Source organism: Rhodococcus sp. IEGM 1306 (genome assembly GCF_036541985.1).
Classification (GTDB): Bacteria; Actinomycetota; Actinomycetes; order Mycobacteriales; family Mycobacteriaceae; genus Rhodococcus_F; species Rhodococcus_F qingshengii.
Map to the genome: position 1 here is coordinate 275,122 of NZ_JAZHFF010000007.1, position 21,558 is coordinate 296,679.

The following is a 21,558-nucleotide window of genomic DNA, read 5'->3' on the forward strand; positions in this document are numbered from 1 at the left end:
ACTGTGGTCGAGTGACTTCGCCGTGGACAGCTGGGCAGGTGGCGTCGGTAGCTCCGGACGCCGCATCGCTGGCCGCTGCGCGCAAGTTGGCTGGTACGTGGAGCCATGCCGGCAACAGGGGTCTCGCGCTCTGGGGGCTGTGTCAGGGCAGCGGCTCGAAGCCGTATCAAGCAGTGGTCGACCTGCGGGGCCCTGCATACAAGTGCTCGTGCCCCAGTCGAAAGTTTCCGTGCAAACATGCTCTGGGGCTGTTGGTGGAATGGTCGGAAGGGCGTGTGCCGTCGGCGGACGAGCCCGCCGACTTCGCGGCAGAGTGGTTGTTGCGCCGCGAGGAGAAGGCCGAGACCCGCGGCGAAAGGGCTGAGACCGGCGACGAGGCTCCCAAGAGGGCTCCCGACCCGGCGACAGCGCAGAAGCGCGCCGACCGCGTTGCGAGCGGTCTCGTCGAATTGGACCTGTGGATCACCGATCAGATTCGCAGTGGTCTGGCAGCGATGGACACATCCTGGGCGGGCTTCGACGCAGTAGCTGCTCGAATGGTGGATGCTCAGGCGCCTGGTGTCGCAGGCACACTTCGAGCCTTGGCGGGCACCGTTGCGTCTACCGAGAACTGGCCCGAGAAAGTCCTCGACGAGTTGGCTCGGTTGCACCTGCTGGTTGCTGCGCATCAGAAGCTGTCCGAGTTGCCGGAAGATCTTGCCTATTCGGTGAAAGCACACGTCGGCTATCCGGTCTCAACCGAGAGTGTGATGGAATCGATTCCGGTGAAAGAGAACTGGATGATTCTCGGTTCCGGGATCACCGAGGAGAAGCGACTGTTCACCCGAACGGTGTGGATGCTCGGCAGGAATTCGAAGCGGTGGGCCATGCTGCTCGACTTCTCCCACGGGTCGGCCAATTTTGCCACCGAAACGCCGCCAGTCGGGTTTTTGCTCAACGCCGATGTTCATTTCTATCCTGGTGCCGCGGCATTGCGGGCGCGGATAGGGGTCACGCACGGAGAACCGGAGCCCTTCACAACCATGCCGTTCGGAAGCATCGACACTGCGTTGCAGCAGTTTACCGATGCCCTCGCCGCGGATCCATGGTTGCGCTCGTGGCCGGCAGTGATCAGTTCGGTGGTCCCGTCGTTCGTCGACGGATCATGGTTTGTCGTCGACGAATCGGGCACAGCGCTTCGGGCAGAGGGTGATTCGGATCTTCTGTGGAAGTTGCTCGGCATTTCCGGCGGTTACCCGGTCACAGTCTGCGGAACGTGGAACGCGCTGGCTCTTACTCCGATCTCGGTTTTCTCGGGAGGGCAGGTGATCGTGCTGTGAGTACATTGATCTCAGCGGCGCTCCTTGGGACAGCCAGAACAGCAACAACATTCGAGGAGCTGCCGGCTGAAGTGCGTGGCTACGCTCGCGAACTCGACGGCGATCCTGCCGAGATGCTTCTCGCAGGAGCAGCGTTGGAGAGGGCGTACCGCCGTGGCGGTGCGGGCTCCACCACGGCGGCGGTGCCGACACCTGCGCCAGACGATGTTCGATTCACGCTGCCGGAATCCTCATCGGCGCATCTGCTGTCGATGCTCGCGGCCAAGGCGACCTTGCTCGACGAATGGTTCGCAGTCGCGTTGGAGCACAATTACCGTGCGCCTGATCATCTGGTCGCCGAGTTGCTTTCCTTTGCACGTGCAAGTGAAGCTCACCGGGAGAGCATCCTGCAGATTGTCGGCGAGCGTGGTCGATGGCTTGCCGCGCAAAACCCCGAGTGGGGCAAGCTCGTCCGATCCAGGGATGCCAACCCGGACGTGTGGCGTCACGGAAGTTCGTCGCAGCGCACACAGTGGCTGATAGACACTCGTCGAACAGATCCCGCGCTGGCGCTGGCCGAACTCCGAAAGTCCTGGGGCACCGAGCGGGGCGAACAGAAGGCTGCCTTCGTCGCGGCGCTGGCAAACGGGCTGAGCACGGATGATCAACCATTGTTGGAGGAAGCCCTCGACGACCGTCGCAAGGACGTGCGACGTGCGGCAGTGGAAGTACTCGGACAACTCCCCGAATCGGAGTTCGGGGAGAGAATGGCTGCTCGGGTTCGGAAATGGGTGCGGGTGGAAAGGAAACTCGTTCGGTCCACGCTCGTCATCGTCCCGCCTGAGGAAGTCGATTCAGCGGCGAGGCGAGACGGCATCGAAGACCGGCCGAATCCACACACCGACTATCGTGCCGAGTATGTGCGTCAGGCGATCGGTTCTGCGCCGTTGTCTCTGTGGAACAACATGATCGGTGGACCAGGCAAGGTCTTGGGGATGAGCGTTGACGAAAGCTGGGAGCCGATCCTTCACGACGCGTGGTCCACCGCCGCAGTCGCGCAGAACAATACGGAATGGGCGCTGGAACTCTTTCGTATGCGCGGCACCGCCACCGATCGACGCGTGCTCCCGTTGGTGCCGGCCAAGGCGCTGGCTGATCTGTTGAGGTCCGGAAACGGCGACGCCAACGTTCTGCACCCGGGCCGGGCAGCGATCTACGACGCTCTGCGAGGTCCATGGCCCGAGGACGTCACCCGGGCAGTGGTAGCCCAGTGGGAACGAGTTGCGGCCAGACGTGCCGACGGAGGCGCCAAGGCCGGCGAATTCTCACGCTACAAGTACGTCGCATCGCTGCGCCTGGCCGAGACTCGATTTCCTTACAGCGCAGTAACTTTGCTGGAGCGTGCGGCGGAGCGTGCTCGTGACCCCGACTGGCGGCAAACCTTCGCCAGAACTGCCAGTGCCATCACCCACCGCAAGACTCTGCTCGAGGAGCTCAAGTGACTGACAGCGTAACCGTGCCCGCCACGGAACCGGAAAAGCTCGCGCAACCGGCAAAGCTGATGCGGCCCCACGCAGAGCAGGAGTACGCGCTCGAACTCGAAGCACTGGCCGCGCAGGACACCCGTCCGCGTCCACCGTCGTGGAACTTGTCGCCCTGGGCCGTCGTGACGTATCTGTTGGGTGGCACTCTCGACGACGGAACCGTCATTTCGCCGAAGTACGTCGGTCCACGGAGGTTGATGGAAGTGGCCGTCGCAACTCTTGCCACCGACCGGGCGCTACTGCTGTTGGGGGTTCCCGGTACGGCCAAGACCTGGGTCTCCGAACATCTTTCGGCCGCGATCTCGGGTGCGTCGACGCTCCTGGTCCAGGGCACGTCGGGTACGCCCGAGGAAGCTATCCGCTACGGCTGGAACTACGCACGTCTTCTCTCCGAGGGGCCGACCGCCGGTGCGCTGGTGCCTTCTCCCGTGATGACGGCGATGGAAACCGGGAAGATCGCCCGCGTCGAAGAGTTGACGCGTATTCCGGCCGACGTGCAGGACGCCCTCATCACCATTCTCTCCGAGAAGACGTTGCCGGTGCCGGAGCTGGGCATCGAGGTGCAGGCAGCCAAGGGCTTCAACCTGATCGCTACCGCCAACGATCGCGATCGCGGTGTCAACGATCTGTCGTCCGCACTGCGTCGACGGTTCAATACCGTAGTCCTCCCTTTGCCGGCCAGCGAGGAAGACGAGGTGGCCATCGTGGCACGCCGAGTCGAACAGCTGGGCGCAGCACTGGAATTGCCGACAACCCCCGCAGCCGCTGAGGAAATTCGCCGGGTCGTCACCGTGTTCCGGGAACTGCGATCAGGCACGACCACCGACGGCCGCACCAAGTTGAAGTCCCCGTCCGGAACTCTGTCGACGGCGGAGGCGATCTCGGTGGTCACCAACGGTTTGGCGTTGTCTGCGCATTTCGGGGACGGCGTACTGCGGGCATCCGACGTCGCTGCCGGAATCCTGGGCTCGGTGATCAAGGACCCGGTCGCAGACAAGGTGGTGTGGAACGAGTACCTCGAGGCAGTAGTGCGTGAACGCGGCGAGTGGTCCGACTTCTACCGGGCGTGCCGCGAGGTCACCGGGTGACCATCGTGATTCCGGACCTGCGTGTCCGGGTCTTCGGTATCCGTCACCACGGCCCGGGATCTGCTCGTTCGGTTCGGCAGGGCCTGGAAGAGTTCTCGCCTGACGTCGTCCTGATCGAAGGGCCTTCGGACGCAGACCCGTTGGTGATGCTGGCGGCGTCGGAATCGATGGAACCACCGATTGCGTTGCTCGCGTACGCCACTGGCGAACCGTCGAACGCGGCATTCTGGCCGTTTGCGGTGTTCTCACCCGAATGGCAAGCGCTGCAGTGGGCTGCGAAGAACGGTGTGCAGGCACGGTTCTGCGATCTGCCCGCCTTCAACGTGTTGGCGGATCAGGGGATTCGTACTGTCCGCGAGGGCGATCCTCTGTCGGAACTGGCCGCGGCCGCGGGTTTCGACGACACCGAGCGCTGGTGGGATTCGGTGATCGAATCGAGCTCGGGCGCAGATTCTTTCGATGCGATCACCGAGGCGATGGAGGCGCTGCGTGAGACAGTGCCGATCGACGAGGAGACGGCGCATCGCGAAGCGTATATGCGTCAGGTGCTGCGAAAGACGTTGAAAGATGGCGCTGAGCGGGTAGCGGTCGTCTGCGGAGCCTGGCACGCGCCGGCGTTGGTCGGAGCCTTGGGGCCGGCGGCGCCCGATGCTCGCATCCTCAAAGGAATGTCCAAGGTCAAGACCTCGCTGACGTGGGTTCCCTGGACTCACTCACGTCTGGCATCGGCATCGGGTTACGGCGCCGGAATTACCTCGCCGGGCTGGTATCACCACCTGTTCACCGCGAACGACAAGACGATCACGCGGTGGCTCACCAAAGTTGCGCGGGTGCTCAGGGACGAGGACCTTCCGATCTCGAGTGCTCACGTCATCGAAGCTGTCCGGTTGGCAGATACGTTGGCGGCAATGCGTTCTCGACCCTTGGCGGGATTGTCGGAGGTCACCGAGGCAACGAGGTCGGTGATGTGCGACGGGAACGACGTTCTTCTGGATCTGATCACGCGAAGATTGGTTGTGGGCGAAGCGCTGGGCGCGGTGCCCGAAGAAACTCCGACGGTTCCGCTCGAAGCAGACCTGCGCGCACGCTCGAAGACTTTGCGGCTCAAACAACAAGCGGGAGCCAAGAATCTCGATCTGGACCTGCGACGCGATATCGACGTCGAGCGTTCCCAGTTCCTGCACCGACTGGGGATCCTCGAGATCGATTGGGGGACCCCGGCCGACAGTGAGGTCCGTTCCACCGGAACGTTCCGGGAGACTTGGGCGCTGCAATGGAAGCCCGAATTCTCGGTCTCGGTGATCGAGGCGTCGCTGTGGGGCACGACGGTGGCTGCAGCGGCAACATCACGTGTCGTCTCGAAGATCAACGAGCCGGACATCTCTCTCGCGTCACTGATCGGACTACTGGAGAACTCGCTCCTGGCAAACCTGCCGGCAGCGTTGTCCGCTGTGCTGGAAAGTGTGAAAACGGTTGCGGCACTAGATCATGACGTGTCGCACCTGATGGCGGCGCTGCCCACGCTGACGCGAACGCTGCGGTACGGCGATGTGCGCGGAACCGACGTGTCGGCATTGGTCGACGTCGCCGACAGCCTGTTGATCCGCATTTGCACCGGCCTCGCAGTCGCCGTCACGGGCCTGGACGATCCCAGTGCCGAGGAGTTTCGCGAACACCTCGACAAGGTTCACTCGGCAGTCATGGTTCGTGACGATCGCGATGCGAGCGCACGGTGGCTGCAGGCCATGGCCGGCGTGATCGACCGTGACGACGTCAACGGATTACTCGTCGGACGGTTGGTGCGGCTACTGCGCGACAGCGGTTCGATCACGGAAACCGCTGCAGCCCAGCGCTTGTCTCGGGCCCTGTCCGTGGGAAGCACGCCGACCGCCAAAGCCGGGTGGGTCGACGGGTTTCTCGGTGGAGGAGGGCTTGTGCTCGTTCACGATCGAGCGTTGCTCACGCTGATCGACACGTGGGTTCGCCAACTTCGTGAGCAGGACTTCATCGACACGCTTCCACTGCTTCGACGTACGTTCGGAGCGTTCGAGGCGGGGGAGCGTCGAGCGATCGGTCAGGCGGTCAGAGGTGGACGACGCGTCGAAACGACAGTGGAGACCGATGCTCGACGCGGCAGAGCGGCAATGGCGGTCGTTGCGGACATCTTGGGGGTGGGCGCATGAGCGACGACGATCAGCGCCTTCGACGCTGGAGACTGATGCTCGGGGAATCCGCCGAAGAATCGACGGGTGGGCTGGGCCAACCGGGCGAGCGTCGAATGGATGCAGCTCTTGCCGCACTCTACGATTCGTCCGGCCCGACCAAGGGGCGACGCCGCTCAGCAGGATTGGGGGCGTCGGCTCCGTCCGTCGCCAGATGGCTCGGCGATATCCGGACGTACTTTCCCAGCACGGTGGTGCAGGTGATGCAGAAGGACGCGATCGACCGACTGGGTTTGGCGCAGTTGCTGCTCGAACCGGAACTGCTCGATGCCGTCGAGCCCGATGTGCATCTGGTCGGGACGCTGCTGAGCCTCAACCAGGTCATGCCGGAGGCCAGCAAGGCCACTGCTCGAATGGTCGTCGGCAAGGTGGTTCGGGAAGTCGAAGAGCGAATCGCGCAGAAAACGAAGGCCGCGGTGACCGGGGCACTCAATCGTTCGGCCAGAACGTCGAATCCGAAGTTGCGTGACATCGACTGGGACCGAACCATCCGAGCAAATCTGTCGCACTACCTTCCGGAGTATCGAACCGTCGTCCCCGAGCGGCTCGTCGGATACGGCCGCAAGTCGAAATCCGTGCAGCGCGACGTAGTCCTGGCGATCGACCAATCGGGTTCGATGGCGTCCAGCGTCGTCTACGCATCCGTGTTCGGCGCGGTGTTGGCGTCGATGCAGGCGCTGAAGACTTCGCTCGTGGTTTTCGACACTGCCGTCGTCGACTTGACGGACAAACTGTCCGATCCAGTCGACGTCCTTTTCGGGACCCAACTTGGTGGGGGCACGGACATCAACCGCGCTATCGCGTACAGCCAGTCACTGATCTCGCGTCCTGCCGAGTCGATGTTCGTTCTGATCTCGGACCTCTACGAGGGCGGTATTCGCAACGAGATGTTGCGCCGGATGGCCGCCATGAAGAACTCCGGCGTTCAAGTCGTGGTTCTACTGGCACTCTCGGACGACGGGGCACCGTCGTTCGATCACGACAATGCAGCGTCGCTGAGTGCCCTCGGGATTCCCGCGTTTGCGTGCACGCCGGACAAGTTTCCGGAACTGCTGGCGGTGGCTCTGGAACGCGGGGACGTGTCGGCTTGGGCGGATCAGCTCAGCCTCGAACAGCACTGACCGGTCTGCTTCGAGAACCTGAACACCGGGTACACCCGCACGATGGGTGACGGACAGGTTGCTGGTTCGACGACGCAAGCGGGTTCAGGACTGGTTCTCACGGTGTTGGCATCCAGCCAATTCCTGATGACCTTGGACAGTTCGGTCATGAACGTTTCGATGGCAACCGTCGCCGAGGACGTCGGCACGAGCATCACCGGTATTCAAACCGCGATCACGCTGTACACCCTGGTCATGGCGACGCTGATGATCACGGGCAGCAAGCTGGGGTCGATGATGGGTCGTCGCCGGGCCTTCGCGCTCGGCTTGATCATCTACGGCGCAGGTTCTCTGACAACGGCGCTCGCTCCCAATCTTGCGGTCCTGCTGATCGGATGGTCGTTCCTCGAAGGCGTCGGTGCGGCACTCATCATGCCCGCGATCGTCGCGCTCGTCGCCACCAACTTTCCGGCGCAGAAGCGCCCGGCTGCCTACGGTCTGGTCGCTGCCGCCGGCGCGATGGCCGTGGCGGTCGGGCCGCTGATCGGCGGCGCCGCGACGACATTTGCGTCATGGCGTTACGTGTTCGTCGGCGAAGTCGTGATCGTTGTCCTGATCTTGCTGGTGCTGAGCAAGGTGGTCGACGTCCCACCGTCGAAGTCGCGCCTCGACTACGTCGGATCGATCTTGTCCGTGGTCGGGCTGGGCATGATCGTCTTCGGCGTACTGCGCTCGAGCGAGTGGGGTTGGGTGCAGGCCAAACCCGACGGACCGCAGTTGGTCGGGCTTTCCCCGGTGGTGTGGCTGCTGATCGCCGGGCTCCTGGTCGTGTACGGATTCCTGCGCTGGGAGGGACGCCTGGCCGCTGCGGGGAAGGAGCCGTTGCTTGATCCGGCGATGCTGCGAAACCGCGAGCTCAGTGGCGGGCTGTCGATGTTCTTCGCGCAGTTTCTGGTCCAGGCGGGCGTGTTCTTCGCGGTCCCGTTGTTCTTGTCCGTAGTTCTGGAGCTCAGTGCCCTGGAGACGGGAGTTCGCATCCTGCCGTTGTCGGCGGCGCTCGTGTTGGCTGCCATCGGTATTCCGAAGCTGCGGCCTACCGCGAACCCGCGACGCGTGGTCCGAGTCGGATTGTTGGTCATGGTCGTCGGCATTCTGATGCTCGTTGCAGGCATGGACCCCGGCGCCAATGCGGCGATCGTGATGATTCCCATGCTGTTCATGGGTTTCGGCTTGGGGTGCCTGTCTTCGCAGCTCGGAGCCGTCACGGTGTCCTCGGTCCCGGACGAGCGCAGCACCGAGGTCGGCGGGTTGCAGAACACCGCCACCAACCTCGGCGCTTCCTTGGGAACTGCCCTGATCGGATCGGTTCTCATTGCCACTCTCACGACGTCGGCGATCGCCGGAATCGAAGACAATCCGGCGGTTCCGACATCGGTGCAGCAGCAAGCGAGCACCGACATGGCCTCGGGCGTGCCGTTCCTGTCGACGACGCAACTCCGATCCGCTCTCGATGACGCCGGCGTCGCCGAGTCCACGGCGGATGCGATCGTGGACGTGAACGAAGAAGCCAGGCTGGACGCGTTGCGTGTCGCTTTTGCCGTGGCAGCGCTGCTCGCAATCGCCGCGTTGTTCCCGACCGCTCGAATCCCCCGCGTCGCGGTCGGCGACAAACGTGGTTCGAGCTAAGAATCAGCAATCGCGGATCGACCTGGACGATCGACGGAACGACCTCTGGATATAGTGATCTGCGCACAATCGATTCGTCAGATGGCTACCGTTGTGAAGGAAACAAGCAGCGAGTCTGAAACACTGACGTTTCACCGGATAAGGGTTCGGTGGGGAGCCAGGGGAGGTTCGGATGGCCAGGCGAGCGGATTCGACGCCCGCTGATGGCGCCTGCGCAGATGTCGGGATGCCTCGCTGATGAGCCGTCCGAGTCGATTGGGCAGGCAAGATCCTGCTTCGGAGGCCGACTGCAACAGCCTGTTTCGCCGTCAGATAGACGAAGCTGCAGCCGTCGCGCCGTTCGCCAATCTTGCGTACATGGCGAGTTTGGTCGTGATTCTGACCTACACCGTCCCGCCCGGACGTCAGACGCTCAGGTGGTTGGGTGGCGCCCTCATCTTTCTCGTCCTCGCGAATTCGATCCGAGTATGGATTCCCCTTCGCTGGCGGCCGTCGAAGCACACCCCGCGCTACGACTACGTGGGTCTGCTCGTCGAAGTGATCGTGGTCGCGACCCTCGACGTCACACTTTTCGCTCTGCTCTTTCACGACATGGACGTCTTCCGCGACTTGGTTCTGATCGCGACGATGGCCGGGATCATGGGCGCCGGGACCGTGACGTTCTCGAGTCTGAGATCGGTGAGCCTGACCTGGATCTACATTCACGGCCTCGGCGTCTTCACTGTTCTCGTCGTCCACGCCGAACCCCACTTTCGCATACTTGCGATTCAGTTGTGCATCTACATGTTTGCGCTCACCGTAGGGGCGGTCTATCTGTCGGCCTCTTTCCAGAGACGTTGTCTCGCAGAGTTTCAGGCGGAATCCGAGCGTCAGACTGTGGCGTTGTTGCTCGACGGTTTCGAGGGCGGTTCCCGCGACTGGCTGTGGGAGTGCGACACCAACGGCCGGTTCTCCCACACCTCGGCACGTCTCGCCGAGGTCGCAGGTATGACGGTGGACGAGTTGCAGCAACTCACCTTCGGACAACTCCTCACCAGACTCCAGATCGCATCGAGTCCGGAGGGGCGTGCGGCCGCGGCCCAGATGATCGACAAACTCGAATCGAGTGCTCCCTTCCGGGACACTGTCGTGCCGGTGCATGTCGACGGTAGGCGACGCTGGTGGTCTCTTTCCGGCAATCCACGGGTCCTCGAATCCGGCGTGATTCTGGGTTGGCGCGGTGTCGGTTCCGACATCACGGAGAGGTATGTCCACGAGCAGGAGATCCTTCGCCTTGCGGCCACCGACTCGTTGACCGGGTTACCGAACCGTCGTGCGTTCGGAGTGGCGCTCGAGGAAGCGATCGATTCCCGCGTGCCGGAGAAGCAGGTTCTCGTCGGGATTCTCGACCTCGACAACTTCAAATCGGTGAACGACACCCTTGGCCATCCGATCGGGGACCAATTACTTCTCGAAGTCACGAAACGCCTTCGCGACGTGATCGGTTCGGACATGTGCTCGCGGATGGGCGGTGACGAATTCGGGCTGATCGTCTGCACCTCTTCGCGCGACGATCCCGGTGTGATCTTCGATCGGTACCTGGAAGTGCTGCACGAACCATTCTTCGTCGAAGGCAATCGGATCGAAGTGCGGGCCACGATCGGTTACTCGAGCGCGCCCGAGGATTCGACGGACGCCGACGGATTGGTGATGCTGGCGGATCTGGCTCTGTACGAGGCGAAGTCGACGGGACGCAATCGAGTGGGTAAGTTCTCACCGCTGCTGCGGGCGAGGGCATCGGCGCGGGCGACGGCGTTGCACGAGCTGGACAGAGGGATCGAGGAAGGGCAGTTCGATCTCCATTACCAGCCTCAGGTCGACACTCAGACCGGTGAAGTGGTGGCCTTCGAGGCTCTTCTTCGGTGGAACCATCCCAGCCGCGGCCTCATCGGGCCCAGCCAGTTCATCTCGGTGGCGGAGGAAACCGGAATGATCATTCCCCTCGGCGCGCAGGCAATGGCGATGGCGACCGCCGCTGCTGCGGGGTGGCCGACCGGAATTGGCGTCTCGGTCAACGTTTCACCAGTGCAGTTGGTGTCGCGAGAGTTCGGTGCGATGGTGAAGAAAGCGCTGACGGATTCGGGCTTGCCTCCGCAACTGCTGCAGCTCGAAATCACCGAGACAGGTGTTGTGGACGATCGCGCGATCCGGGATCTCTACAAGCTGCGTGAGCTCGGGGTCACCGTCGCACTCGACGATTTCGGCACCGGCTATTCGTCCTTTGCCACGCTCCAGAGACTTCCAATCGACGTTCTCAAGATCGATCGCATGCTGGTCACCGACTCGGACGATCCGAAGATGTCCGTGGTGAAGTCCATTGTCGAATTGGCCGCGGCCCTCGGTATGAAATCGTTGGCCGAGGGCGTGGAGACCATCGAGCAGTTCCGCCGCGTCCAGTGGGTCGGGTGTGACCTGGTCCAGGGTTACCACATCAGCAAGGCTCTGACCGCTGAGCGCGTCGATGTGTATCTTGCCGCGACGGACACGGAAACTGGGCGCAGCGTCCACCCACTTACGTGGCTGTGAATCAGATCTGAGCCGAGCGGATCGTATTACCGCCTGCCGCCTTCGCTTGATACATCATCGAATCCGCGACATTTGTCGCCGCCAGGATTGCGGAAGCACCGCCGCTCCACGCCTTCGATTCGGCGGTCATCATCACCGCTCCGACGCTCACCGTTGTGGGGATCGCGTCGGAACAATCCGACAGCGCCGCGTTTATCCCTTCGATCAACAGGGTTGTCGATTCGGGATCGCCGGCGATGACGGCCAGGTATTCTTCCCCGCCGGTTCGAGCGATGACTCCGCGTTCGCCGAGATGTGTGCTCAATCGGTTCGCGGTTCTCCTGATGACATGATCGCCTTCGGCATGACCGTGAAGATCATTCACCGTTTTGAATTTGTCGATATCGACGACGATGAAGGCGAGAGATGAAGAATCGTCTCGGGCGCTCTCGAAGAGATCGCCGACTGCCCCTTCCAGTCCCCGACGGTTGAACAGTCCAGTGAGGGGATCCCGGTCCGAATACTGGGCATCGCGGTAGAGAGTGCGCCAAGTCAGGTGCGCAAAAATGGGAACGAGTGTGACAGCTCCGAAAAGAACGGTGCCGCGGGCCAGAAGCGTCGTGATATCGACGTCTCCTTCCAGATATGCAAGAACGAAAACGGTAGTCGTGACGGTCGTCGACCAAACGACATGAGCGACAAGCCACTTTGCGCTGACAAAAAGCGTCGCAAAGGTTCCGGTGACCGCGAAGACGATGCAACCGAACGTCCCGGACGAGCGATCCGGCACCAGGAGGACGGCAGCCGCGATCCCGAGATCTGCGAATATTCCGAATGCAAGCAACCCCCGGCGTCCGGGAAACGGTTGTGTGAACCAGCATGCGGCGATTCCCACACACGTACAGATCATGAAAATCGAAAGAGCTTTGCCGGGGGTGGTCGGCGGCGTATCCGGACCGATCAATTTGTAGAAAGCGGACAGTCCGAAGATGATCGTCATCATTCCGAGCAAGGTTCGGAAGATCGGAATGATTGCCCGGCCGGATCTCTGGTGCTTTATCCACTCGTAGTCGTGTGGTTCGTTGAACCATTCGTGAAGTGTTCGCCAAGAACTCTGCCCCTCGGAGGCGATGACAGGGCTCGGCATGCTGTCCATTTTGCCTTGAATTTAGGTAAAGAGAAAATCTATGTTCGACCGCTTCCATCGGATCGGCTCTTTTCGGGGAAGAGGTTCAATTATCGAGTCGAGCGCTTACTCGATGCTTGTTTCAAGCTTTCTTCGAACTGCTGTGTGCGTTGTTCGAGGCGGTCGCGAACGATCCGACTTTTCGCGTACGAGACTTTCTCACGCCGTAAGCGGCGAGGATGACCCCCAGCGCGACCAGGCTTTGGACGAATTCCGCGCGCGTGGGTTCGTTGAGACCCATTCCCACCAGGATCACGAGAATCAGACCAGTGACCACTATCGGCAGGCCGGGATACAACCAGACACGGAATTTCAGAATCTCGGGGCTTTCGCGTTCCCATCGGCGTCGGAGGCGTAGTTCGGATACACAGATCAGGATGTAAACGAACAAGCAGATTGCGCCCGACGAATTCACGAGGAACAAGAAAATCGTATCCGGCCAGATGTAGCCGGCCGCGATACAGAAGTACCCGGCCACGGTGCAGGCGAGTACTCCCTTCACCGGCACGCCGCGGCTGTTGGTCCGTGTCATCCAGGCCGGCGCGTCGTTGTAGACGGAGAGTGCGAAGAGCATCCGTGACGCCGTGTACAGGCCGGAATTGAGGCAGGACAGCACCGCGACCAGAACCACGAGATTGAGAATGTCGGCGGCGCCGGGAATTCCGAGCAGGTCGAGTGCGGAGATGAACGGAGAATCGCCGACGACGAACGAATCCCACGGCAGCATCGTCACGAGGAGGAAGGTGGCGACAACGAAGAAGGCGAGAATGCGGAAGACGACCGTGTTCGTGGCCCGCCTGATCGCTCCGGCAGGTTCGGCGGATTCCGCTGCGGCGATCGTGACAAGCTCGGCTCCGGTCATGGAGAAGATCACGGCGACAACGCCCACCAGTACGGGGGTGAAGCCGTTCGGCAGAAATCCTCCGTGGCCGGTCAGATTGCTGAAATCGACTTCACTGCCGGGCCAGATGCCGAAGACGAACAGACTGCCGAGCACGATGAAGCCGATGATGACGGCGACCTTGATACCCGCAAACCAGTATTCAGCCTCGCCGAAGTTGCTGACGGAGAGAAGATTGACCCCGGTCATCACCAACAGGAGTACCGCTGACATGAGCCAGAGCGGGACACCATGGATCCACCGGGAGAGCAAGGTTGCTCCGACGACGGATTCGATGCCGACGACGATCACCCAGAAATACCAGTAGAGCCAGCCTGTGGTGAAACCCGCCCAGTCGCCCAACGCCATGCGGGCGTATTCGGTGAACGATCCCGTACACGGCTTGGCCACGGCCATTTCGCCGAGCATGCGCATCACCAGGAACACGATGATGCCGCAGATCGCGCACGTGATGACTGCGCCGGGGCCGGCCTGGTTGATGATTCCGCTCAGACCGACGAAGAAACCGGCGCCGATGACGCCGCCCATGGAAAGCATGGTCAGGTGGCGCTTCTTCAAGCCTGTTTTGAGTGTCGAATGAACGCTGGCGGCTTCGGCTGTTTCGGTGCTGCTGTCGGGCATCTGGGCTCAGCTCCTATTGCATGACGCGATCAGTTCTTTCGGAGAGACGCTAAGCTCATCGTGTGATCCAGAACATGGACTTGATGTATAAATCTGAACTGGAAACTGTCAGTTCTGTCCACTGCCTTTCTATTCACTGCCTTCGGAGGTTCCGGTAATGCCGATGACTGTCCGACGGCTGGCTGCCACCACCTCGCTCGGCCTCACGATCGTTGCCGGTCACGACGACGTGGATCTGTCGATCAGCTGGGCGCACGCAATCGAATTGCAGGATCCGACCCGTTGGCTCGCCGGTGGAGAGCTTGTCATGACGACGGGGCTGCATCTACCGCGTTCGGCGACAAAGCAATACGAGTACGTCGAGCGCATCGCGCAGACCGGTGCGGTGGCACTGGCGTTCGACACCGGCACCGTGCACGAGAGGGTGCCGGACGCGATCATCAGGGCCGGCGACGAACTGGGTTTTGCCGTGCTTTCCGTCGCCAAGGAGACGCCGTTCATCGCCATTTCGCGGGCCGTGATCGACGAACTGACCGCCGACCAGATACGAACGGTGCAGGCGGTGGTCGACGCGCAGGAGAAGTTGGCGCGTGCCCTGCTCGACGGGGTGCCGGCTCTGATCACTGCCCTGGGTCGAGCCGTTCACGCAGCAGTCTGTGTTCTCGATCGGGACGGCGCGGTGCTGGCTCTGACGGAAGGTGCGAGTTCGTCTCTGCCCGAACGCATCAGGGAGCGATCAGGTAAGGAGCGCAGCCGGATCGTGGTGGACGACGACGGCCATCTGGCCATTCACCGCCTTGCTGTGAGCGGCACGCTGGCCGTGGCGTCCGAGGCCGCCTTGGATCAGTCCGAGCGATTGTTGGTGGGCCACACGGTGTCGCTGTTGACCATCGAGCTTGCCAAGCCGTTGCGGGTTGTCGATGCCGAACAGCGGCTGAGGTTGGCCGTTACGACGATGGTGCGCCAGGCCGGCGGTGACGTCGACGAAAGTCTGTTGCGGTACTTCGGATTCGAATCCGAAACCACGGTGGTGTCAACCGCCTTGACCGATGTCGGACCTTTGCTTGCGGCCACCGACATCACTTCAGCGGCCCTGGAAGAAGAGTCGGTGCCGTACCTGTTGGCCCCGCTGACTGACGGAACCGGTGTGTGGTTCGTCGTGAAAAGTGAAGTTGCGGAGAAGGTCACGCGCAGTGTGTATGCGAGAGTACGGGAGAATTCACGCCGGAGTATCAACGGTGGAATCGGTGGCGTCCGGCCGATTAGCGGTGTTGCGGCCAGTCTGCGCGAGGCCGTCTCTGCTGCCAAAGTGGGGCAGGTCGAAGGACACACACTCGTTCCGTTCTCGGAACTCGGGACTTTCAGTCTCTTGTTGAGTGTGCAGTCGAGCGATGTTCTGCAGTCGATCGCGGCCAGCGGTCTCGGTGTGCTGGAAGGCTACGACGCCGAGAACGGTTCCCGTCTGGTGGACTCGATCGAAGCGTTCCTGCACCACAATGGTCAATGGGAATCCGCTGCAGCGCAATTGGGTGTTCACCGGCACACGCTGCGTAACCGCATGGACAAGGCTGCCGAGTTGATCGGGAGAGATCTCGATTCCGCCCACACCCGGTCCGAGTTGTGGATCGCACTCAAAGCTCGTGAACTGCTGCAGGCGGAATCGAATTCAGATCACGCTCGGCCGCCCCTGAGATAGACGGTGGTGGTGTGAGTGAAGAACTCTCGCGCCGCGTCGCCTTGTTCCTTGGGTCCGTATCCACTCCTCTTCGCGCCGCCGAAAGGTACGTGGGGATCAGCGCCCGCCGATTCCGAATTCACGTGCAGGATCCCCACGTCCAGATCGTCGATACCGGCCAGTGCACTGGTCAGGTCTTGCGTGAACAATGCTGCGGACAAACCGAATTCGCCCTCGTTCGCCAAGCGGAATGCGTCTGCGGTTGTTGCTGCCCGCTGCACCGCCAGTACCGGGCCGAAGAGTTCCTCGAACCACAGTTCGGTGCTCGACGGTAGTTCCAGCACTGTCGGTTGGACGTAGTAGCCCGACTGCGGCGCTTCGGCGGTGGCCACAACCCTGGCGCCGCCGTCGACGGCTCGATTGATCCCCCCGATGATCGACTGCTGCGCGTATGCGCTGACCACGGGACCTGTCGTGACGTCGGGATCGAGTGGATCTCCGACTCTCAGTTGCTTGACTTCAACGGTCAGCCTGGCCAGGAATTCCTCGGCGATGGATTCATGGAGCACCAGACGTGAAGTGGCCGTGCATTTCTGGCCGGTTGACCGAAATGCGCCCAGCATGACCTGGTCGACCGCAAGCTCGAGATCTGCGTCGGCAAGTACGACGGCTGCGTTCTTTCCACCCATTTCCGCCTGTACCGGAACTCCGCGCGCCGCAGCAGATCCCGCGATCTTTCGGCCGACGCCGGTGGAACCGGTGAAGGTGACGGCGTCGAGGTCCGGGTGATCGACCAGCGCTTCACCGGCCGCGCTGTCGGCGAGGATCATGTTCAGGACTCCGTCGGGTAGGCCCGCTTCGGTCAGTGCCTGCGCGAGACGGAAGGCCAGAAGGGGCACCGCGGCAGCCGGTTTCCAGACGACGGTGTTTCCGTACACCAAGGCAGGCGCAATCTTCCATGCCGGGATCGCGATCGGGAAGTTGAACGGCGTGACGACGCCTACCACTCCGAGAGGTTTGCGAGTGACGAGAATCTGCTCGCTGCTACGTGGGGAGGAATACACCGTTCCGGTCTCGCGGTCGGCGGCGTTGCCGTAGTAACGCAGAATCTGCGCTGCGCGGCGCACCTCTCCGATACCCTCGGCCAGCGTTTTCCCTTCTTCGCGGGTGAGTTCTTCGCCCCAGGCCTCAGCGTTGGATTCTATGATTTCCGCTGCGCGAGTGAGGTATGCGCCGCGTGCGGACATCGGCAGGCGGGCCCAGTCGTTCGCGGCGATGCGGGCGACGCGAACACCGGTCGCCATTTCGGAGGCACCGGCGCGGCCTCCGGTGGCGACAACCTCGTCGGGACGGGCCGGGTTGGTGTCCGTCAGTGTGCCGTCGCTGCCCGTGACCCAAGCTCCGCCGATCAAGCTGCGCACTGCGACGCTCATCGGACTGCGGCCACAGCGTCGCGAAGAATACCGAGTCCTTCGGTCAGCAACTCGTCGGAGATGCTCAGCGGTGGGAGGAAACGGACGACGTTTCCATAGGTGCCGGCGGTGAGCAGAAGGAGACCGTGCGCGTGGGCGTAGCTGACGATCTGGGCGACGGCCTCGCGATTCGGAGCCTTGTCCTCGTCGTGGACGAGTTCGATTGCAATCATGGCGCCGCGTCCGCGAATGTCGCCGATTATGTCTGTGTCCGAAGCGATTTCGGACAAACCTGTGGTCAGAATGTCGCCGATGTCCTTGGCGCGGTCGAGGAGCCCTTCCATCTCGATCGTCTCGAAAACTGCCAGGGCGGCCTCGCAGGCAACGGGATTGCCGCTGTACGTACCGCCGATACCACCGGGATGCGCGGCGTCCATGACGTCGGCACGGCCGGTCACGGCGGCGAGTGGCATTCCGCCGGCGAGACCTTTTGCGGTTGTGATGATGTCGGGGACGAAGTCCTCACTCTCGCTGGCGAACCAGGCTCCGGTTCGTGCGATACCGGTCTGGACCTCGTCCGCGACGACGAGAATGCCGCGCTCACGGCAGAATTCCGAGATTCGCTTCAGGAATCCCGGAGCGGGAACGATGAAACCGCCCTCACCCTGAATCGGTTCCACGACCACAGCGGCTACCGATTCGGCGCCGATCTGAGTGTCGATCGCAAGACGGAACTGGGCGAATGCTTCGTCGGCCGCGTTTTCGGGGCCGCTCGGCCAACGGTAGGGGTATGCCATCGGAACCCGGTAGACCTCTGATGCGAACGGGCCGAATGTGGCCTTGTACGGCTGGTTCTTGGCTGTCATCGTCATGGTCATCAACGTGCGACCGTGGAATGCGTGGTCGAAGACGACAACTGCCGGGCGACCGGTGGCGGCACGTGCGTATTTCACGGCGTTCTCGAGCGCTTCGCTGCCGGTGTTGAACAGCGCTGTTCGCTTCTCGTGATCTCCCGGGGTCAGGCGGTTGAGCGCTTCGCAGACCTCGAGGTACCCCTCGTAGGGGTTTGCGAGGAAACACGTATGGGTGAACTGACCGAGCTGGCGCGTGGTGCGTTCGACCACGCGCGGCGCACTGTTTCCGACGGTGGTCACGGCGATGCCGCTGCCGAAGTCGATGAACGAGTTGTCGCCGACGCCGCCGACAACTCCTCCACCCGCTGCGGCAACGTAAATGCTGGATCCGCTGGTCAGCCCGGCCGGCAGTGCGGCGCTCCGGCGCTTTGCCAAAGCGCGCGAGTTGGGGCCGGGCACTTCGGTGACGAGGCGTCGTATCTGGGGAAGGGTCGGTCCACCGATGCACGTTTCCGTGCCGTGCTCGAGAATGGTCATCGCAGTGCCTCCAGTCGTTTTCCGAACTGTAGGACGGCGATGAATGATCCGGACATGGCCGGATTGTCGAGTGGCTTCTATCTCATAGGACGCCGCGTCCAGCAGGTTGTCCAGCAGGTTACTGTGCGAAACTGCCGAGGAATCGTTGCAACAGTGGGTTGTACACCTCAGGGGCTTCCCAGAACGCTGCATGCCCCACACCGGGAATCACGTGATACGTGCCCTCCCAGAGATTCGCGAAGGTCAACGACGCGACATACGACGTGTTCACGAACGGGTCCTCGGCGCCGTCGATCACCGCGAGAGGCACAGACGCCGTTGCAACCAGAGCCTTCTGATCCGATTCGCGGCCGGCGCCGAATGCGTCGAACATGATCTTGCGAGCGCGTCCGTCCGTGCGTATCGCGGCGTCGAGGGCAGCCTGCTCGAAGGGAACGGCGGTCATTCGTGCGTAGAGTTCGGCTTCTTGCGCGGTGATGACCTCGGTGCCGCCGATGGACAATCCGTCGCCGGCATTGAAGGCGTCGCCGAGCGTCTCGGGATTTGCCGGCGGCGTACCGGTGATGACGATTCCGGTGAGCCCGGGGAATTTCGCGATCAACTCGAGAGCGATGTGTCCGCCGAGCGACCAGCCGACGACAACGGCTCTTTCGACGCCGAGTTCGGTCAGAACATCGACGATGGCGTCGGCGTAACCGTTCTGCGTGTATGCGGCTTCGGGATCGCTCGCGTCCTCGGAGTCGCCGTGGCCGAGTAGGTCCAGAGTGATCATGCGGTAGTCGCCGGCCCAGTCGGCGTCGACCTGATGACGGAAGATGGAGCGGCTGGCCGAGTTCCCGTGGATGAAGACAACCGGAAAACCGTCGGTGGCACTGTCGTCGACTGCCATGACGCCATGCCGGGTTTCGATCTTGGTGGTTGTCATCGGAATCCTCATCGTTCGAAGTGCACGGTCAGCGGGTATCCACGCTACCGGGCATATGCGGCATAGAGTTCACCCGTGGACTTCGCATTGCGCTCGTGCAGTTGGCACGGTCACGAGACCTACGCTCCGGACGAACCTGAGCTGCGGGATCGACTACATGTGGATACTGCGGTGGGTCAGGCGTGGCGGTGCCTACGTTGCGGCAACTTCGTCCCGGGAGCGCCCCGAGCATCGGGACCGGCGGACGCCGCCCCCGAGGTTCCGCGGGGGAGGCTGCTTCGCGACCGGTTGATCATGCGACTTCTCGCCACCGAGAGAATGTTCCGCGCTCTGGGTTTGGTTCTTCTGGCGATCGGTGTGTTCGAACTGAGATCGTCGAAGGGTCGCGCCGAGGACGCCTTCGAGAACGAATTGCCGTTGATCAGGCCACTTGCCCGTCAATTGGGCTGGAACATCGACGATTCCAAACTGGTCCATCACATCGAGCAGGCGTTTTCGTTGTCCGCTACGACGCTCACCTGGATCGCAGTCGGGCTGTTGGTCTACGCCGGCCTTCAAGTGATCGAGGCAGTCGGCCTATGGATGGTCGAACGCTGGGGCGAGTACTTCGCGGTGGTGGCGACCAGCTTGTTCCTGCCCCTCGAAATCTACGAATTGACCGAGAAGATCACGTGGTTGAGGGCCGGGTTGCTGCTGGTGAACATCGCTGCCGTCGTATGGCTGATCTGGAGCAAGCGACTCTTCGGTGTCCGCGGCGGCGGCGCGGCGTATCACGCCGAACATTCGGAGGAGAGCTTGCTGACGGTGGAGAGGGCCGCGGTCAAGCAGGCTTCGTGAGACCAGCTTTCGACGCGGCAGCACCCGCCAGCGTTGCTGCACCGATTGTGATCATGGCGGCGAGGAGGATGGCTGCGGGTTCACCGTCGCCCATCACCCCCAATTGAGTGCCCACCGTAACTGCGGCAACCGGTACTCCCAGTTGTGCGGCGGACAGCACGCCGAGAGGGAGCGGGAGACCGAGGGCGCGTATCGCGGCGTGAACCACGAGAGTTGCTCCGCCCAAGACCAATCCGAGCCAGATGGCGGACGGATGGGTGACGAGGTCGCGCAGATTGATCGCCGCTCCCAACCAGACGAAGAAGAGGGGGGCGAAGAAGCCGTCGGTGATGGCGAAGAGCTGTTTGGCGAGGCGGCGGGGTTCACCGATCGCGGCAAGAACGAGCCCGAAGGCGAAGCCCGCGAGCATGATCGACACGTGAGTGCTCGACGCCAGCGCTGCCAGAGAAAAGAGGATCACCAGATTGATCCGGAGTTCGAGTGCAAACTTTCGTTTCTCCGAGAATTTGTGGAGCCTTCGCCAATGGCCGGACCGGTGGAAGGCTCGCAGTACGAAGAACAAGGCAACCGCACACGCCGCCACAGCCAGTGCGCCGACACCGGCACGAGGGGCATTGTCCGGATCGATCACCAAAGGCAGCGCAACAATGCAGACGGTGTCCGCGATCGCGACCTGGGCAGTCATCTGCAGAACCGAGGTTCCACCGAGCCCCAGCGAATCGACGATGGGGAGAATCAACGCCGCGGACGACGACGCGATCAGGACCGCGTACAGCGCGGCGTGACCGGTGCCGAATGCCGTCGCCGCACCGTAGCCGGCAACAACCGACAGAAGTCCGACGACAACCGAGCGAACGGCACCCTTGCCGATTGCCGCACGGACTGCCGGATCGCGAACCGGGACGTGTGAGCCGGCCACCATCATCGTGAGCGCGAATCCGATATCGGCCAGGAACGTGAAAGTCTGGTCCGAAGAGTCGAGCAGCCCGAAACCGGTGACACCGAAGACGACGCCCGCGGCAAGTTCGCCGACCACCACGGGGACATGCCAGCTGACGCGAGCGCCGAGCAGCGGGCCGAGAATGCCGGCCAGCGCGACGAGGGCAAGGATGCCGAAGGTCATCGACG

Annotated in this window: 15 protein-coding genes; 9 read left to right on the forward strand and 6 right to left on the reverse strand. The window is 62.4% G+C overall.

Annotated features, from left to right (window positions below; genetic code table 11):
* Nucleotides 1-11: 11 nt before the first annotated feature.
* From V3587_RS21395 to V3587_RS21425, 7 genes are all read left to right on the forward strand, one after another.
* Nucleotides 12-1,319 carry an SWIM zinc finger family protein gene (locus V3587_RS21395; RefSeq protein ID WP_283377148.1) on the forward strand — a complete coding sequence of 436 codons (1,308 nt, stop codon included), beginning with the start codon at nucleotides 12-14 and terminating at the stop codon, nucleotides 1,317-1,319.
* Nucleotides 1,316-2,800 carry a DUF5691 domain-containing protein gene (locus V3587_RS21400; protein WP_283377149.1) on the forward strand — a complete coding sequence of 495 codons (1,485 nt, stop codon included), beginning with the start codon at nucleotides 1,316-1,318 and terminating at the stop codon, nucleotides 2,798-2,800. Before V3587_RS21395 ends, V3587_RS21400 begins: the two co-directional genes overlap by 4 nt.
* A 59-nt stretch (nucleotides 2,801-2,859) precedes the next feature.
* Nucleotides 2,860-3,930 carry an ATP-binding protein gene (locus V3587_RS21405; RefSeq protein ID WP_031330719.1) on the forward strand — a complete coding sequence of 357 codons (1,071 nt, stop codon included), beginning with the start codon at nucleotides 2,860-2,862 and terminating at the stop codon, nucleotides 3,928-3,930.
* On the forward strand, nucleotides 3,927-6,113 hold the full coding sequence (locus V3587_RS21410) for a DUF5682 family protein (RefSeq protein ID WP_283377150.1): 2,187 nt from the start codon (nucleotides 3,927-3,929) through the stop codon (nucleotides 6,111-6,113). Before V3587_RS21405 ends, V3587_RS21410 begins: the two co-directional genes overlap by 4 nt.
* A complete protein-coding gene (locus V3587_RS21415; protein ID WP_047269390.1) occupies nucleotides 6,110-7,273 on the forward strand; it encodes a VWA domain-containing protein in 1,164 nt (387 codons plus the stop codon). The genes V3587_RS21410 and V3587_RS21415 overlap by 4 nt, the downstream gene beginning before the upstream one ends.
* 42 nt (nucleotides 7,274-7,315) lie before the next feature.
* Entirely contained in the window at nucleotides 7,316-8,938 is a 1,623-nt protein-coding gene (locus V3587_RS21420) for an MFS transporter (protein ID WP_007730570.1), read from the forward strand.
* Nucleotides 8,939-9,175: 237 nt separating this feature from the next.
* Complete coding sequence (locus V3587_RS21425) at nucleotides 9,176-11,503, forward strand: putative bifunctional diguanylate cyclase/phosphodiesterase (RefSeq protein WP_007730571.1); 2,328 nt, start codon at nucleotides 9,176-9,178, stop codon at nucleotides 11,501-11,503.
* Between the two features lies 1 nt (nucleotide 11,504).
* Here V3587_RS21425 and V3587_RS21430 read toward each other — a convergent pair whose 3' ends face one another.
* Together V3587_RS21430 and V3587_RS21435 are read right to left on the reverse strand one after the other, a co-directional pair.
* Nucleotides 11,505-12,629 carry a GGDEF domain-containing protein gene (locus V3587_RS21430; protein WP_063892116.1) on the reverse strand — a complete coding sequence of 375 codons (1,125 nt, stop codon included), beginning with the start codon at nucleotides 12,627-12,629 and terminating at the stop codon, nucleotides 11,505-11,507.
* A gap of 121 nt (nucleotides 12,630-12,750) precedes the next feature.
* Nucleotides 12,751-14,190 (reverse strand): amino acid permease, encoded by a 1,440-nt coding sequence (locus V3587_RS21435; protein WP_030536080.1) that lies wholly within the window; start codon nucleotides 14,188-14,190, stop codon nucleotides 12,751-12,753.
* Nucleotides 14,191-14,353: 163 nt separating this feature from the next.
* On the opposite strand from V3587_RS21435, the gene V3587_RS21440 reads away from it, so the two are divergent.
* Entirely contained in the window at nucleotides 14,354-15,886 is a 1,533-nt protein-coding gene (locus V3587_RS21440; protein ID WP_283377151.1) for a PucR family transcriptional regulator, read from the forward strand.
* Here the strand turns inward: V3587_RS21440 and V3587_RS21445 are convergent.
* The 3 genes from V3587_RS21445 to V3587_RS21455 all read right to left on the reverse strand — a co-directional run bounded on the left by V3587_RS21445 (nucleotide 15,862) and on the right by V3587_RS21455 (nucleotide 19,593).
* The gene (locus tag V3587_RS21445) at nucleotides 15,862-17,298 is read right to left on the reverse strand and encodes an aldehyde dehydrogenase family protein (protein WP_162114105.1); all 1,437 of its coding nucleotides are present in this window, start codon (nucleotides 17,296-17,298) and stop codon (nucleotides 15,862-15,864) included. The genes V3587_RS21440 and V3587_RS21445 overlap by 25 nt on opposite strands.
* Complete coding sequence (gene gabT / locus V3587_RS21450; RefSeq protein ID WP_331702773.1) at nucleotides 17,295-18,668, reverse strand: 4-aminobutyrate--2-oxoglutarate transaminase; 1,374 nt, start codon at nucleotides 18,666-18,668, stop codon at nucleotides 17,295-17,297. The genes V3587_RS21445 and gabT overlap by 4 nt, the downstream gene beginning before the upstream one ends.
* 118 nt (nucleotides 18,669-18,786) lie before the next feature.
* On the reverse strand, nucleotides 18,787-19,593 hold the full coding sequence (locus tag V3587_RS21455; protein WP_003942939.1) for an alpha/beta fold hydrolase: 807 nt from the start codon (nucleotides 19,591-19,593) through the stop codon (nucleotides 18,787-18,789).
* Nucleotides 19,594-19,668: 75 nt separating this feature from the next.
* On the opposite strand from V3587_RS21455, the gene V3587_RS21460 reads away from it, so the two are divergent.
* On the forward strand, nucleotides 19,669-20,430 hold the full coding sequence (locus tag V3587_RS21460) for a DUF2127 domain-containing protein (protein WP_003943067.1): 762 nt from the start codon (nucleotides 19,669-19,671) through the stop codon (nucleotides 20,428-20,430).
* Here V3587_RS21460 and V3587_RS21465 read toward each other — a convergent pair.
* Nucleotides 20,414-21,553: a cation:proton antiporter gene (locus V3587_RS21465; RefSeq protein WP_030536077.1), complete on the reverse strand. Its 1,140-nt coding sequence runs from the start codon at nucleotides 21,551-21,553 to the stop codon at nucleotides 20,414-20,416. The two genes, V3587_RS21460 and V3587_RS21465, sit on opposite strands and share 17 nt — an antisense overlap.
* Nucleotides 21,554-21,558: the final 5 nt, after the last annotated feature.

Excerpts from the sequence above, each read along its gene's own strand:
- V3587_RS21405 (WP_031330719.1), top strand. The coding sequence starts at position 2,860 with ATGCGGCCCCACGCAGAGCAGGAGTACGCGCTCGAACTCGAAGCACTG.
- V3587_RS21415 (WP_047269390.1), top strand. The coding sequence starts at position 6,110 with ATGAGCGACGACGATCAGCGCCTTCGACGCTGGAGACTGATGCTCGGG.
- V3587_RS21420 (WP_007730570.1), top strand. The coding sequence starts at position 7,316 with ATGGGTGACGGACAGGTTGCTGGTTCGACGACGCAAGCGGGTTCAGGA.
- V3587_RS21425 (WP_007730571.1), top strand. The coding sequence starts at position 9,176 with ATGAGCCGTCCGAGTCGATTGGGCAGGCAAGATCCTGCTTCGGAGGCC.
- V3587_RS21430 (WP_063892116.1), bottom strand. The coding sequence starts at position 12,629 with ATGCCGAGCCCTGTCATCGCCTCCGAGGGGCAGAGTTCTTGGCGAACA.
- V3587_RS21435 (WP_030536080.1), bottom strand. The coding sequence starts at position 14,190 with ATGCCCGACAGCAGCACCGAAACAGCCGAAGCCGCCAGCGTTCATTCG.
- V3587_RS21440 (WP_283377151.1), top strand. The coding sequence starts at position 14,354 with ATGACTGTCCGACGGCTGGCTGCCACCACCTCGCTCGGCCTCACGATC.
- V3587_RS21445 (WP_162114105.1), bottom strand. The coding sequence starts at position 17,298 with ATGAGCGTCGCAGTGCGCAGCTTGATCGGCGGAGCTTGGGTCACGGGC.
- gabT (WP_331702773.1), bottom strand. The coding sequence starts at position 18,668 with ATGACCATTCTCGAGCACGGCACGGAAACGTGCATCGGTGGACCGACC.
- V3587_RS21455 (WP_003942939.1), bottom strand. The coding sequence starts at position 19,593 with ATGACAACCACCAAGATCGAAACCCGGCATGGCGTCATGGCAGTCGAC.
- V3587_RS21465 (WP_030536077.1), bottom strand. The coding sequence starts at position 21,553 with ATGACCTTCGGCATCCTTGCCCTCGTCGCGCTGGCCGGCATTCTCGGC.